Annotated in this window: 14 protein-coding genes; 2 read left to right on the forward strand and 12 right to left on the reverse strand. The window is 42.9% G+C overall.

The features are described 5' to 3' along the window. Nucleotides 1–251: 251 nt before the first annotated feature. From flcA to rpmB, 9 genes are all read right to left on the reverse strand, one after another. Nucleotides 252–3,392 carry a periplasmic flagellar collar protein FlcA gene (gene flcA / locus KDW03_RS11970; protein WP_271435306.1) on the reverse strand — a complete coding sequence of 1,047 codons (3,141 nt, stop codon included), beginning with the start codon at nt 3,390–3,392 and terminating at the stop codon, nt 252–254. An 84-nt stretch (nt 3,393–3,476) separates the two neighbouring features. Beyond that, nucleotides 3,477–4,169: a phosphoribosyltransferase family protein gene (locus tag KDW03_RS11975; RefSeq protein ID WP_271435307.1), complete on the reverse strand. Its 693-nt coding sequence runs from the start codon at nt 4,167–4,169 to the stop codon at nt 3,477–3,479. 3 nt (nt 4,170–4,172) lie between these two features. Further along, nucleotides 4,173–6,020: a glutamine--fructose-6-phosphate transaminase (isomerizing) gene (glmS, locus tag KDW03_RS11980; RefSeq protein WP_271435308.1), complete on the reverse strand. Its 1,848-nt coding sequence runs from the start codon at nt 6,018–6,020 to the stop codon at nt 4,173–4,175. 17 nt (nt 6,021–6,037) lie between these two features. Continuing rightward, entirely contained in the window at nt 6,038–6,496 is a 459-nt protein-coding gene (ruvC, locus tag KDW03_RS11985) for a crossover junction endodeoxyribonuclease RuvC (protein WP_271436494.1), read from the reverse strand. Between the two features lie 5 nt (nt 6,497–6,501). Then, nucleotides 6,502–7,671: a bifunctional phosphopantothenoylcysteine decarboxylase/phosphopantothenate--cysteine ligase CoaBC gene (gene coaBC, locus KDW03_RS11990; RefSeq protein WP_271435309.1), complete on the reverse strand. Its 1,170-nt coding sequence runs from the start codon at nt 7,669–7,671 to the stop codon at nt 6,502–6,504. A gap of 3 nt (nt 7,672–7,674) precedes the next feature. Then, nucleotides 7,675–8,841, reverse strand: coding sequence for an NHL repeat-containing protein (locus KDW03_RS11995; protein ID WP_271435310.1), 1,167 nt, complete (start codon nt 8,839–8,841; stop codon nt 7,675–7,677). After that, nucleotides 8,825–9,946 (reverse strand): pyridoxal phosphate-dependent aminotransferase, encoded by a 1,122-nt coding sequence (locus KDW03_RS12000; protein WP_271435311.1) that lies wholly within the window; start codon nt 9,944–9,946, stop codon nt 8,825–8,827. Before KDW03_RS12000 ends, KDW03_RS11995 begins: the two co-directional genes overlap by 17 nt. Nucleotide 9,947: 1 nt before the next feature. Continuing rightward, nucleotides 9,948–10,580, reverse strand: coding sequence for an ATP phosphoribosyltransferase (gene hisG, locus KDW03_RS12005; RefSeq protein WP_271435312.1), 633 nt, complete (start codon nt 10,578–10,580; stop codon nt 9,948–9,950). A 141-nt stretch (nt 10,581–10,721) separates the two neighbouring features. After that, nucleotides 10,722–10,916: a 50S ribosomal protein L28 gene (gene rpmB / locus KDW03_RS12010; protein WP_271435313.1), complete on the reverse strand. Its 195-nt coding sequence runs from the start codon at nt 10,914–10,916 to the stop codon at nt 10,722–10,724. A gap of 183 nt (nt 10,917–11,099) precedes the next feature. Between rpmB and KDW03_RS12015 the strand changes: the two genes are divergently transcribed. Together KDW03_RS12015 and KDW03_RS12020 are read left to right on the forward strand one after the other, a co-directional pair. Further along, nucleotides 11,100–11,561 (forward strand): hypothetical protein, encoded by a 462-nt coding sequence (locus tag KDW03_RS12015; RefSeq protein ID WP_271435314.1) that lies wholly within the window; start codon nt 11,100–11,102, stop codon nt 11,559–11,561. Between the two features lie 554 nt (nt 11,562–12,115). Further along, nucleotides 12,116–12,781, forward strand: coding sequence for a redox-sensing transcriptional repressor Rex (locus KDW03_RS12020; RefSeq protein WP_271435315.1), 666 nt, complete (start codon nt 12,116–12,118; stop codon nt 12,779–12,781). On the opposite strand, the gene KDW03_RS12025 is transcribed toward KDW03_RS12020, so the two are convergent. From KDW03_RS12025 to KDW03_RS12035, 3 genes are all read right to left on the reverse strand, one after another. Continuing rightward, complete coding sequence (locus tag KDW03_RS12025; protein ID WP_271435316.1) at nt 12,741–13,418, reverse strand: HAD family hydrolase; 678 nt, start codon at nt 13,416–13,418, stop codon at nt 12,741–12,743. The genes KDW03_RS12020 and KDW03_RS12025 overlap by 41 nt on opposite strands. Before the next feature lie 116 nt (nt 13,419–13,534). Next, nucleotides 13,535–13,891: a ribosome silencing factor gene (rsfS, locus tag KDW03_RS12030; RefSeq protein ID WP_271435317.1), complete on the reverse strand. Its 357-nt coding sequence runs from the start codon at nt 13,889–13,891 to the stop codon at nt 13,535–13,537. A 2-nt stretch (nt 13,892–13,893) separates the two neighbouring features. Further along, the gene (locus KDW03_RS12035; protein ID WP_271435318.1) at nt 13,894–14,682 is read right to left on the reverse strand and encodes a hypothetical protein; all 789 of its coding nucleotides are present in this window, start codon (nt 14,680–14,682) and stop codon (nt 13,894–13,896) included. Nucleotides 14,683–14,692: the final 10 nt, after the last annotated feature.

The raw sequence follows: 14,692 nt of genomic DNA on the forward strand, positions 1-14,692 counted from the left end.
TATAAATCCCTTTGCATCCCCTACAAACAAAGAAAACACCCACCCAACTTTTCCATATAGACGTTAATCACGATACCTCTCGATTTCCGTTCTCCATTTCTCTGACGAAAGATCTATAAAAAATAGTTTACCGTGAAAAAGTAAACCTCAACTTTCTGTTTTTTTCATCTTCTTTTATGATAGAGAAAAGAAAAAAAAAAAGTCAATTTTTTGGTATGAAATTCTAAAAATTTTTTCCTTGTCCCCACGGTTTACAGCTCATCAATCATGCTATTTTTAAGTTCCTCTAAAATACGATGGAGAGAGGTTTGTTTCACCAGGGTCTCATCAAGTTTTGCTACTCTGCCCCTGATACCCTTATTCAGGACCACTTTTATGTTGTATTCTGCCTCAGGATAAAGGAGATTTATCTTATTAGCCATATTTTTTGCATTGTAGAAATAAAGAAGGGCCTTAGCTTCATACTCCTGAGCCATCTTTGGGTTATACCTTGCCGCAGAAAAATACACTACTCCCAGATTATTATAGGCACGAGCCAGCTGAGTAAATACCTCTCTATGACGGGTTGAATCAGGGTTAATATATTTGATCCTCTTCACAATATCATTAAAGTAGTCGATGGCTTTCATATAATTTACCTCGGCCAGATCGCCGATACCCATCTTTTGATACATATTTCCTATCGCATAGGAATAATATGGGTTCAGAGGATCGGTAACATAGATCTGCGAAAGCACCCGAAGAGCCTCTTCATAGTTTCCATATTTATAATAAAGCCAGGAAAGATTGTAAAAAAGCTTGGGATCCGGACTCAGTTTATCCACCTGGCCCATCTGATAGAGTTGATAGGCTACCTTGTAATACCCCAGGGCTTTAAAAAGAGCTGACTCTTCATCCTTAAATCCCAGATCATTGTAGTAGTAGAGATGTCCAAGATTCACATACGGTTTATAATACGAGGGAGTCAATCGCTGGGCAGTTTCAAAAAGGGAAATTGCCAACCTCTTGGCTTCGGGACGTTCATCGGTGGTATAATAGATCTCCCCCATGAGATTATATGCCTTCGCGTTGGATGGGTTGAGTCCTACGGCATTTGAAAGTGCCCACAAAGCCCTGACAAAATCAAGCCGAAGTGTCTGAAGTCGTCCAAACTGATACAACGTTTCATCATATACTGGTTTTTGATTGGAAAACTTATTCATGGATTCATCCAGAACATACATACCATCACTTTCTCGAATTTTTATCTTGATAAGGGGAATCAATTTTTGCAAGACTTTTCCGGCATCAGAGAGCCTTCGTTTATCAATGTAATAACCTGCCAGACGGGTAAGAATAGGAAAATTTACCGCTTTTTTATTAAGCTTTTCGATGATTTGATAACGTCCATCAATGAGGGTTTCATTGGTGACGCGAATAGCGATATCCAGCAAACGAAAATGAGCACCAACATCTTTGGATTTTTTCATGAGGTAGGTCCCGTAAAGGTCATTGGCTTTTTTAAAGCGCTCCAGGCGATCAAAGGTATCCTGGGTTCGATCTGCCCACTCAACATACGTTTGCCCAAGGGCGTCAACTATCGCGAAATCTTTTGGAAATCGCTTGTACAAACGAGTATACAGCGAAACTGCCTCATCATACCGAGGTGGATAAAGCTGTTTATTAAACTCTGCATAGTTTATAATGGTTTTCCGATCCAGGGGTTTCCTTTGAAGTACCGCTTCATATTTTTGCCTTGCCAGTTCCCATTGTTTGACCTCTGTGTACTTTTGAGCATAGATGTTGTGCCATTTGACACTAAAGCCACCTATTTCCTTTCCACGTTGGAATTTTTTCTCAGCAAAAACATAATCTTTTTGCTCTATAGCCTTGAGTCCTTTTTCGTATTCTCTGCCGGCAAGCACGGGTTGAATCACCCCAACCCACATCAAAGCCGAAAGAGCTACTGAAATTAAGAGAAGAAGTAAACTCAGTCCACCTACCTTTCCAAGTTGTTTATTGAGTTGTTCTGCTTTAATGGCTTCTTCTGTATAGATGACGCGTCTTGTAGGTTGCCCAAAAGAGGGTGTCACCCTCGGCTCAACAGTTACTCCCTGGAGATAACGTCTATCGAAAGCCTCGAGATTGGCATCACTCTCATTGAGCAAGAGTTTTAACAGAAGTTCTTTTAACAGTTCTTCAGAGAGTCCTCCCTTAACAATAGCCTCACGAATCCTCTGTCGTACATCGGTTTTTTTAATTTTATTGATTCTATCGCGAATCTTCACAGCCTTTTCGGGATCAAGAAGCATCTCCTGGGAAGAAAACTCTCCCACCGTCCCAGAAGGAGGTAGAGAAGGTTCTGGTTCAGATATCCCGAGATCAAAATCAAAGGAGGGTGGTTTTGAAGAAGGTTCGCCCTCTGAAATCTCCGGAAATTCTGTTTCAAACCCAATTGTGTCTGCCCCCCCAAACGCACCAGTCTCTTGAGCCGCCCCGGGGGTTTCCTCTTCAAAAGGAATTTCAAAAGACAACTCCTGTCCTTCTCCCGGCCCGACCAGTGAAGGCTCCTCCATGGAAGGCTGCGTCGAAATCTCATCAAATGAGGGAAAAGTATACGGTTCCGGGGCCGGTCCTGTTTCTCCAATCTCGCCAAATCCCTCAAGGGAAGGCATTTCTTCAAAAGCTTCTTCTCCTCCGCCGGTTTTATCCGCAAAAGGCATCTCAATAGGCACTTCTTCAGACGAAATTTCTTTCTCAAATGAGGGTTCTAATGAGGGTTCAAAAGGAGATTCTGCCTTTTCCATAGAAGGGACAGAAAATTCTGATGCTTGAGAGTCAGAGATCCCCAGGGAGGAAAGTAACCCCTCCATACCTGTCATCTCTGATTCTGGTTGCTCTTTTTCTACGGTCATCTGACCCAATAAATCTGCTAAGTCACTGTCTACTTCTCCACTTGGAACAGAGAGGGTAACGTCTTCAGACAAAGGTTGTGAAACTTTTTCTTCGGAAAACTCCATTTCAAAAGGCAGTTCCTCCCCCCCAGGAGTTTCCTTTTCTTCTTCACTCAGAGAACTCATGATCTCTCGTAAGGAACTAAAACGAGCATCCAGTTCATCAAGAGAAGGAGGTGGCCCATCTAATACTTGCAGTTCTTTTAAAAGTTCCTCCGGAAGAGAAGCCGATTGACCACTCACTGCGTTTTCTAAAGAAAATGCTTCCCCCTTTTCTCCACTCGAAGGCGGGACATCACTTCCCTGTATAAGACGCTCCACATTGGCGAGGGCATCTGGATTGACCTCTGACAGCTGTGTGGGTATATTGTCCATGGAGTCCAGACCAGCTTCTATCTGCTGGCTGGAAAAATTCTCCTCCTTGCCAAGAAACTTTTCAATACTGTCAAATCTGCCCATTTACTCCTCTTCTTTACCTCTTACAATGGCAGTTTTTTTGTATTTATCGGCAATTTCATCTCTTTGCCTTACGTTTTCTCCAATTTAATCACGGAATATTACACGTGCCTGGACACTTTGAGCTCCAGCCAGTCGTAAAACCCTCGCCACTTCTTCAAGCGTACTCCCTGTCGTGTACACATCATCCAGAACAAGAACACGTTTTCCTACCACGAGATCCTTTCGCTTCACTATAAACTGATCCCGAACCATGCGAAGACGCTCTTCCCGCCTCAGTTTTTTTTGATTTTTTGCTGTCCAGCGTCGAACTAAAACATCTCGAACAACATTGGGAAACCACGGCGACCAAAACCATTCAACAGGGGAATATCCTCGCCTCAAGAGCGTATACCAGTGAGAAGGAACAAGGGTAACCACATCCACCTCTGGAAAAAAATCTCTCTTTTGGAGAACCTCTCTAGCTCGCTGCTGGATATCTAAAAGAGCCCGCTTATTGCCTTCAAATTTTGCGAGTTGATAAAGCTCTCGTCCCACGCCCCTATAAAAAAAGATAGCCTGACTATCCTTGAGAAAAACTTCCCCTTTCTTTACTCTCTGCCAGCAGTCATAACAAAGCATATCCTCTGTGGGAGCTATCAATTCCTGGTCACAACGAACACATCGAAAAGTTTTCTCCCCCACACCCACAAGGTGAGATAATTCATCCTTACAGAGCAGTTTTCCATCATCATTTTCCAGTATCTTTCCACAACCTAGACACATAACATCCAATCGCACCAATCACTCCACAGTCACGGATTTGGCAAGATTTCTTGGTTTGTCCACATCGAGCCCCTTGATTCTAGCAATATGGTATGCCATCATTTGCAACGGCACGACGGTAAGCAAAGGGGAAAACTCTTCCATGGTTTGGGGGATATAAAGAGCGTCGTCCACATACCGTAAAACGTGATCGTCTTTATCAGAAAGTATCGCAATCACTTTCCCATGACGCGCTTTCACCTCGTGAATGTTACTCACCACTTTTTCATACAAAGCATCTCTGGGGGCAATAAAAACCACGGGCATAAATTCATCAATCAACGCTATGGGACCATGCTTCATCTCTGCAGCCGGATAACCCTCTGCATGAATGTAAGAAATCTCCTTCAATTTTAGAGCTCCTTCCAGAGCTACAGGATAATTAACTCCCCTTCCAAGATAAAGAAAATTTTTTGCCTCATGATACTTTTCGGCTATCTTTTTTATAGTATCCTGCTGCTCAAGAATCTGTTGAATCTTTTCCGGAACAAGAGAGAGTTCTTTTAAAAGTCTCTGACCTTCATAGAGACTCATGTTTTTTAAACGCCCAAGATAGATCGCAAAAAGAATCAAACTCACCACCTGATTGGTAAAGGCTTTGGTTGAAGCTACGCCAATCTCCGGACCCGCATGGAGATAGATGCCTCCATCACTTTCCCGTGCAATGGTACTCCCCACCACATTGGTAAGACCCAGAACTCTTACCCCCTTTCTTTTGGCCTCGCGAAGCGCCTCCAGGGTATCGGCTGTTTCACCAGATTGACTGATTACAATGACCAGATCCCCTTCTTTAAGGATTGGATTACGATAACGAAACTCCGAGGCATAATCAACCTCAACAGGGATCTCTCCAAAACGTTCAATAAGGTACTTTCCTATAAGGGCAGCATGCCAGCTCGTTCCACAGGCTGTGATCACAATCCGGGAAATCCTGCGTATTTCCTCTTCTGTCATATTGAGACCACCAAATTTTACCATACCCTCTTCGATCACAACACGACCTCGCAAAGCATTGCGAATAGCTTCTGGTTGTTCAAAGATCTCTTTTTCCATGTAGGTTTCATGTTTTCCCAGTTCAATAGCGTTAATATCCCACTCTACCTTGACTACTTCCTTATCAATACGCTGATAATCAAGATCATATGCCTTATACCTCTCACTTTTCAAAACCACCAATTCTTTATCTTCAAGGTAGATAACATGCCTGGTATAAGCCAGAAGAGCATTGACATCTGAGGCAACAAACATCTCTTTCTCCCCAATACCAATAACAAGAGGACTGCCATTGCGTGCAGCGACAATCTTGTAGGGTTCATCAACAGAAATCACAGCAATTCCATAGGTTCCCTCCACAAGCTTCAAAGCTTCCATAACAGCCGATTGAAGATTACGGTTGCCCTCCCTTTTATAAAAATCTTCAATCAAATGAACCAGAACCTCGGTATCCGTTTCAGAAACAAAATGATACCCTTCCTTGACAAGATATTGCTTCAAGGCCATATAGTTTTCTATAATACCATTGTGAACGAGCGCAATTCGCCCGGAAGCACTCACATGAGGATGGGCGTTTTCCTGAGTTACTCCTCCATGTGTAGCCCATCGTGTGTGCCCTATCCCTAGAGAGAAACATTTATTATGAAATCTGCGAAAAACAGCATTGCGCAGGACAGAGATCTTCCCTACCTGCTTTTCTACATAAAGGTTATTCTCATTATCAAGAAAAGCTACACCAGCGGAGTCATATCCCCGATACTCCAGCCGAGCAAGACCCTCGAGCAAAACCTCTTTGGCATCCCGCATACCTATATAGCCTACTATGCCACACATATATCTTTCCTCCTTTGCTATCTTCTCATAGCCCCTATCATTGCCAGGGCAAGGGCATCTGCCACATCATCAGGTTTGGGAACCTCTGCCAGACCAAGAAATCGCTGCACAGATCGTTGAATTTGAGACTTTGTTGCCCGACCATTTCCACATATAGCCCGCTTGAGTTGCGAAGGAGCTATCTCCTCCAAAGGAAGAGATAATTGTGCTGCAAGAAGCATCACAACTCCCCGCACCTCACTTACCACCATCGCTGTGGTAACATTACGCGCGAAAACGAGCTGTTCCATCAGGATCCTTTCCGGAGAGTACTTCTCCACAAGCTGTCTCACATCATCATATATCGTCTTCAGACGAAGAGGCACAGAATCCTCTTGCCGGGTCGATACCAACCCATACCCATGCACACGATAAAGATTCTTTTCCATCTCTATTACGGCATAACCTAGCCTTTCCAGACCAGGATCTATTCCCATCACTCTCAAGCCCCTACTCCGAGAAAAAGAAAATCAATAATTCGTTTCACCACTTCTTCTTTCGAATTCCGCTCAATGAAATATTCCTTTCCATCTTTCGTGTAAACATACACCTCGTTCTCGTCAGAACCCATAGGATGAAATTCAGGAGAAACCATATTGAGTACGATCGCATCCAGGCCCTTGCGCTTCAGTTTCTCTTTCGCATGCGATTCACCACCCCTCATTTCAAGGGCAAAACCTATCATCTGCTTTTGTGGGTAGTCCTGCCGCAGATGTGCCAAAATGTCTGGATTGGGAATCAGCTGAAGGGAAAACTCTTTTTCCCGCTTGATTTTTGTATCCGCCACAGTCGAGACACGAAAATCTGCAGGAGCCGCAGCCATAACCAGAACATCATAATTAGAAAAACTTCTCTGAAGTACCTGAAGCATATCCTCTGTTGTCGTCACCCGCTGCACTGGAAGATACGAGGGAACGGCAACATCTGTTTTCCCCGCCACCACAAACACCGATGCCCCGAGAAAAAAAAGTCGCCTCGCGAGAGCTATACCCATCTTCCCCGAAGAAAAGTTAGAGATATAACGAACAGGATCGATAGGCTCCACGGTGGCTCCCGTCGTCACAATCACCCGCATTCCCTCGAGGGGTTTCATCGGATCCCTGTCTATAAGCCCAACAATGGTTTTTTCATCCGGCAGGCGCCCTTTACCCTGATATCCGCAGGCAAGCTCTCCCACCTCAGGCTCATATACCTCATATCCGACATCCCGAAGTATCTGGAGATTTTTCTGAGTAAGTGGATTCGCATACATCTTGACGTTCATAGCGGGAAAAAGCACCCGCCTCTTATCACATGCCAGAAAACTCGCCGTAAGAAGATTATCTGCCATTCCATGAGCAAGCTTGGCCAAGGTATTGGCAGTTGCAGGAGCAAGCACCATCACATCACACCAATCCCCCAGTTCAATATGAGCCAGCGGTCTGCGAGCATCAAAATCCTCCACCCACACCTGCCGTCTGGTCAACGTCTGAAGAAGAAAAGGAGACACCAAACGAGCTGCCGCAGAGGTCATCACAACCTCTACCTCATGTCCGCGCTGAACAAGCCTTCGAATCACCGAGACAACCTTGTAAGCAGCAATGCCACCACTGATCCCAAAAACAATTCTCATCGTTTATTCAAACACTTTCGTTTGATTTTTCTTTTTCCAGTGCAAAAGAATATAATGTTTATTCTCTTTGACAACCAAGGAATACAACTCCCCATTCTGATCAAGATAAAAACCAAAATTTGCGTAATAATCACTCAAAACAGGGGCGTACTGATAGGTATGCTGGTTTTTAAACATATCGTAGAAATGGAATCGTATAACTCGATATTTCTCATCATACCCATAAAGTACGATAGTATCATCCGCTGTTATTCCAAGAACATCTTCCATGCGCTGCTTCTCATCCAAAAGCTGACGACTCACCGTATTTTTGAGGATACTGTACATCTCCAAAATACTCCTATACCCCACCAGCTGATTTCCCTTATCACCCTGGTTTTTAAAGAGATAATTCGCTGTAAAAAAGATCAGCCTTTCATCGTTTTTGAGATTCGCAATACCATAAAGTTCACTCTGGTACATTTCCCCATCTATTTCATGTTTCTTCGCAATATACTGCGAGTCAAATTCAAAATTCAACTCTCCGGAGGACGAGTATCGTTTGACCTTCCAGTACAATTCTCCCGCTCTATCCTCACGAAAATACACATAAAGATTTCCAAACAAATCAAGATCGATAAAATCTGGCATGGGCATAGGTGCCGTATTGATACCATTTATCCCTATCGTATAAAGAAAACGCCCATCATAGGTAAATTTATAGATTAAGTAGTTCTCTCGCTCATTCGTGGCTCCTTGCGTCTCATAGACATTCGTGTTTGTCAAACTTGCCACGGCGTAGATTTCTCCATACTTATTCACCGCAACCTGAAACACTGTCTCAAAGGCATAGCCCTCTCCCATATTGCTGATTTCCATCTGGGGAACAGCCTTCCCAAAATTTCCCGAAGAAAACACCGAAATAACCCCCCGATACTTATCAGCAATGTATACCTTTTTACCAATAATCTGAATACTGGTAGGCACATCAAGATAATCTTTTACTTCCACATCATCAACAATACCGGCATTCGTCAAGAGATCATAATTCGACCCCACGCACCCATTCGTATTTCCCAGAGAAACATACAGAAACACCTCTTTTCCCATCGTTGGAGGCCGTCGTCCACAACCGGTAAAGAAAACACTCACAAGCAAGACGACACAACCAAAACTAATCCACTTTCGCATAATATGCCTCACTCAAACGCTTAAGAATCTCAACCCCCTTTGCTATGGTTTCATCTTTTGTAGCAAAGGAAATTCTAAAATGAGTGTCCTGTTCTGAAAATACATTGCCGGGAATGATGAGCACTTTGTTCGCTATAGCCATCTCCACAAACTCTGAGGCTTTTCCTTTCTTGAGCCCTGGAAACATATAAAACGCTCCCCCGGGCTTCACAATATGAAATGAGTCTTTCAATCCCTCATAAATCATATCCCGTTTGCGTTTGTAGGCATCAAAATACGATGTCATATCCAGATCCAGAGCTGCCACTGCCGCGTACTGAAAGGGTGCTGGTGCGCACACAAAAGAATACTGCTGAAGCTTAATCATCGTCGCAATAAGATCAGAGGGTCCAACGGCATACCCAAGACGCCAGCCAGTCATAGCATACGTTTTTGAAAAACCACCCAACAGAAGAAGTTTGTCATACATTCCTACCGGACTCACGAAATCCCCATCATAGACAAATCCATCATAAATCTCATCCGTAATCAAGAGAATATCATGTTTTTTTGCTATCCTTACTATACCCTCGATATCTTCTCTGGCATAGACATAACCTGTAGGATTCGACGGAGAGTTGATAATAATAGCCTTGGTTTTTGAAGTTATAGCGTTCTCCACATCTGTTAGCGGCACACGAAAATCCGGATACGTGGAAATAATCACCGCTTTGCCATCCAGAAGATGAACCAGATGCTTGTACATCACAAAATAAGGATCAAAAATAATCACCTCATCGCCAGGATCCAGGATTGACAAAAGGGCCAGCATCAAACCTCCTGACACGCCCGAAGTAATCATCACCTCCGACATCTGGTAGGATTTGCCCCGTGTACGCAAAACATAGTCTAACACCTTTTGTCGAAGTTCATCTATACCCTGGGTCACCGTGTAACGATTCATGCCTTTGCGTATAGCCTCAATCGCCACCTCTTTGGCAACCTCCGGAACATCAAAATCCGGCTGCCCAATACTAAAATTCACTGGATTCTCAATCTTTGCGGCAAGCTCAAACACCTTCCGAATACCAGAAGATTCAAGCTGTTGCGAGCGACGAGATATCATATTATGCTCCTTGAATATAGTTTTTGATCATAGCAGTCCAATGTGAAACGATATCATAATGCATATAAAAACTTTTTCTATTTACTATCCAGCGCGCTGTCGAGTCAAATATTCTCTCTACCACATGGAGCCCATTTTCTCTTAGCGTTGCCCCTGTAGAAACAATATCCACAATACAATCTGCGAGACCCGTAACAGCCGCAAGCTCTACCGATCCATACAACTTGAGAATCTCCGTCTGGAGAGACAAACTATCAAAAAAACGCCTTGCCACCCTGGGATACTTCGTTGCAACCCGCAAAAAATGTCTCCCCAAAAGTTCCTCTCTTGAAACACTCTGAGAGGCAGCTACCGCCATCGTACATCCCCCAAAACCCAGATCAAGCACTTCAAAGACATCGGCACCATGTTCCATGAGATCATCTTTCCCACATATCCCCACATCAGCGGTGCCCATTTCCACATAGGTTGGCACATCCCACGCACGTACCAGGATAGCACGAATCCCCTCTCCAACATCAAAAATAAGACGCCGTGAATCCCTCTCAATTCCCTGACTGATGATACCCGTTTCCAGAAGAATCTTCTCAGTATCTTCACCCAGTCTTCCTTTGGGAAGCGCGATGGTAATCACTTTCCACTCCTTTCTCTTGCCTTATCTTTTTATTATAGGCAAAAGCAATTTTTTTTTCAATAAAAACCCCAAAAATCCTTCCCTCACGTCAAAAAAAAAGCCTGTCCCAAGGACAGGCTCCTCTTTTCATCACAAACATCCCTAATGAATAAACTGATCAGCCTTGCCTGCATGTAAACAACTCATGCAAACCTTCATACGCACTGTTTTCCCACCCATAGAAACCTTCATCACTTTCAAATTTGGTTCCCAGCGTGTTCTCGTCTTTCTATGAGAATGGGAAATATTGTTACCATAAACTGGACCCTTGCCACAAATATCACAACGACGAGCCATACCTTCCTCCGTTTCTTTAAAGTGAAATACATTATAACGACACACACAAAAAAAAGCAAGTTTTCGAATTGCTTCATAATAAAAGTACTCGAAAAGGGAACGTTGCTTCAAAATAAAAAAGTACTTTAAATTTGTGTAAAATAATCCAGTTCAAAGAACTGGAGGTAAAAGGTGGAATTAGCGATGTTTGAAAGGAGACCTATTTACAGGGAAACGGCGAAAGAGTATCAAAAAGCCAGCAAAAAGGAGAAAAAGGAGATACTGGATTACTTTGTGAGGATAACAGGTTTAAAAAACCGAAACTATGCCGCCAGGCTCTTGAGGCAGCACGGAAAAACCATCTATGTAGGCAAGAAAAATTACCTTAAAGCCGACATAGCCAAGAAGGGCAAAAGACCTGGCAGAAAGAAAAAATTCGGCGAAGAGGAACTAAAACTTCTAAAAAAGGTCTGGGAAATTGAAAACTACATGTGTGGCAAACGTTTAAAGCCAATTTTAAATGAAGTTTTAGATAATCTCTTAGCAAACGGACATCTCCACGGTTCTCCACAGGCTATAGAAAACTTATTGGCGAAGAGCATTCCGCCAGTCACTTCAGAGTGTTGGATACTTCGCTGCGATACCGAGGAAAAGTCTACTACTTGAGACAAACTCTATGCGTATCTCAGGCTTTATGCCAACGCACTCAACCCGGTTATATGAAATGACAGAAAAAGAAATCCGGAAACAAGGTGCAAAAGCATGATGATATTAAAACTCCCTACCAACGGCTTTTAGAAAGCTCTTATGTAAGTGAGGCACAAAGGGGCGCCTAACAAGGCTTTATAAGGCTCTCGATTTGTTTCACCTAAGACAAAAAATTACAGCTTGCCAGAGAAAACTTTTCAGCCTTCAAAAGAAAAAGAATGTAAAAAACAAAAATTTGGAGGAAACTGTATGGAATTTTTGAGTACTTTTTTTTATGAGGCAATGATTCGAATTTCGAGTACTTTTTTATTTGACGCAACGGGGTTTTTTCTCTCGAAAAATTCATTTTTGCGTATTGTCAATTTTCTTTCTTTACTCTCACCTTTACCCCTTTGTTAAAAATCATATTTTTCTTTTTTAAGATATTTTCTCTACTTGAAAAAAAACAATTTTTGATTTTTTTTCAAAAATTATGTATAATATATATCATATTCAACAGGTGGAGGAATATAATGGCAGAAAAAAAGAAAAGTATTACCAGACTCATACTCTACAACAAGGCACTGACAAGGCTCAAACAACTTGGTTTTCACAAGGTCTTCTCAGACAATCTTGCTGATGCAACGGGTATAAACCCCGCCCAGATCCGAAAAGATTTCTCCCTTTTCAATATTTCAGGAAGTAAGAAAGGGGGATACATTATTGACGAGATTCTCCCCCGTATCCAGGAAATCCTTTCCAAAGACAAACCCCAGGAAGTCATTATCATCGGTGCTGGCAATCTTGGGATGGCTCTTTTACGCTACCGTGGCTTTGAAAAAGAGGGCATCCACATCAAAGCCGCCTTTGACATTCTCCAGGAAAAAATCGTGAAAAACCCGGGACTTCCTCTTTACCCCATGAGTGAGTTAGAAACCTTTGTGAAACAACACAATATCAAGGTAGCCATCATGGCTGTTCCTGAACATGCCGCTCAAGGAGTTCTTGATCAACTTATCAATGCTGGAATCGTAGGTATATTAAACTTCGCCCCTGTGAGACTCAGACCCACCAAAACATGTTATATTAACAACGTCAACCTGGAAAACGAACTCGAAAAAGTCATCTATTTCGCCCGTGTCCTGGAAACAGGACAAACTAATGGGGTAGACCTGGAGGAAAACGATAGTTGTGAGTAAAAAGATTTGCAAGGGATTCCACATCCTGAATAGCAAGATAATTCCCTGAAAAAGAGGGTATCCTGTACCATCCCACGACGATACATCTCATCCCGAGAGCCTGGGCTGCCAGATAATCCGCCTCAGAATCGCCGATCATAATGGCTTCCTCAGGAGAAACCCCAAGCTTATAGAGCGCTGCTAATAGGCTTTCGGGATGAGGTTTTGGTAACAGGATATCATTCCCGGTAACTGCGGTAGAAAAATACCCTGTAATTCCAAGATGCTCAAGAGAAAGAGCCAGACTGCGCCTCCCCTTTCCGGTAACAATTCCTTGTACACATCCCTTCTCATAAAGGTTTTCTAATAGATTGTGTAAACGCTTATGGTAAACCGTAAAAACCTCATGATAATCCCCGTAGAGTCGATGGTAGAACTCAATCCCCCAATCTACAGCATCCCTGTTGTAAAAATAACGACGAATGATTTCATCTTCGGGGGGGCCAAACATATTCGCCATATCCTCGTCTGTCAAAAATCTCCCATCCCCATAAAGAAAAGATTGGCGCAAAGAGAAAAAAACAAGAGGAAAAGTATCCGCAATCGTTCCATCAAAATCCCAAAGAATTGCTTTGGTTAAAGAAGAAAAAGACTCCATGCCCTTTTTTCCCCTTCTTTTTATACACCAACTACCACACCAAAAATATTTTACGTCACGATGCCAGTTTCTCTTAAAACCAGCTTCCCGCGCAGCAAATACTCCCTTCCATCCCTTTAAACAAACTGCTGGGTTATTTCACGTCCATCAATCAAACTATCCAAACCATAAAACGAACGCAGTTCCGCAAGCATCATATGAATAATCATATCCCCAAAATCCAGCAACAGCCAACCACCTTCCCATGGTTCCAGTGGATTTTTTACATACCAACCATGTTTCTCCATCTCTTCCACAACACGATTACGCACTGCCTCAAGCTGCACCAAAGAATCTACTGTCCCAATAATAAAAACATCCGCAAGAAGCGAATACCCCGAAGCATCTACCACACGTAGCGAACTTACTTTGAGCTTTTGAATCTCGTCTATGACACGGGGGAGCATCTTTTGAAGAGAAAGCTTTTTTCTCATAATTACTCTACCGGAAACATGGCCAGCGTCTTTTTGAGAGCCACCTGGTCCATCTCTTTAAACACGATATCACGATACACCCGAAAAAATTCCCCATCTGAGAGTCTTTCAAGGCCAGCACGAGACTTCAAAAGCCTGAGTTCTCTCGTGGCTGCCACCGGAGTCAATCTCTGTATACGTTCGAAAAACATCTCGTCCCCTTTGAGAAACATACCCAAAAGTTTCTGCTCTGAAAGAAACTTCACCACATAATACACTTGAGACCTCGTCCTCTCAGGAAAGATATACCATCGATAAAAAGAAAGAGTCTCACCTGGAGAAAAGTCTCCAAGCCGCCCATCTGTCTGGACCTTCTTCCACCACAAAGCCACTTTTTTTTCTCTTTTCATCAACGATTCAAGTTCAGAAACTACCGATGAATTATTTTCAATAAACTTTACAAGCATCTCTTTAGGAATCATGTTCACAAAGGTTTGATAATCATCTTGATGAAATCCTGTGAGGATGTATCGTTTGAAAAACATCCCCACCTGATCCATACGAAAGGTATGAATAGCCTCATCAAACATCACCGCATCCATTGCATTACTGAATTGTTTATCCCGGGACATCCGTTCATCAAGCAACTTCCCAAGCGTAACAAAATCGTCCGCACGAAAAGCCGCCTTTTCCTTATCATTGAGGAGTCCATAAAAATGATCAAAGCGTTGCTTGTAGCGATGTTCTACGGTTGTTATCTCACATCCGACAAACACCAACCCCAACAATAAAACAACCCACGCTTTTCTCATATTTTCCCCT

The sequence above is a fragment of the Thermospira aquatica genome (assembly GCF_023525255.1).
GTDB lineage: Bacteria > Spirochaetota > Brevinematia > Brevinematales > Thermospiraceae > Thermospira > Thermospira aquatica.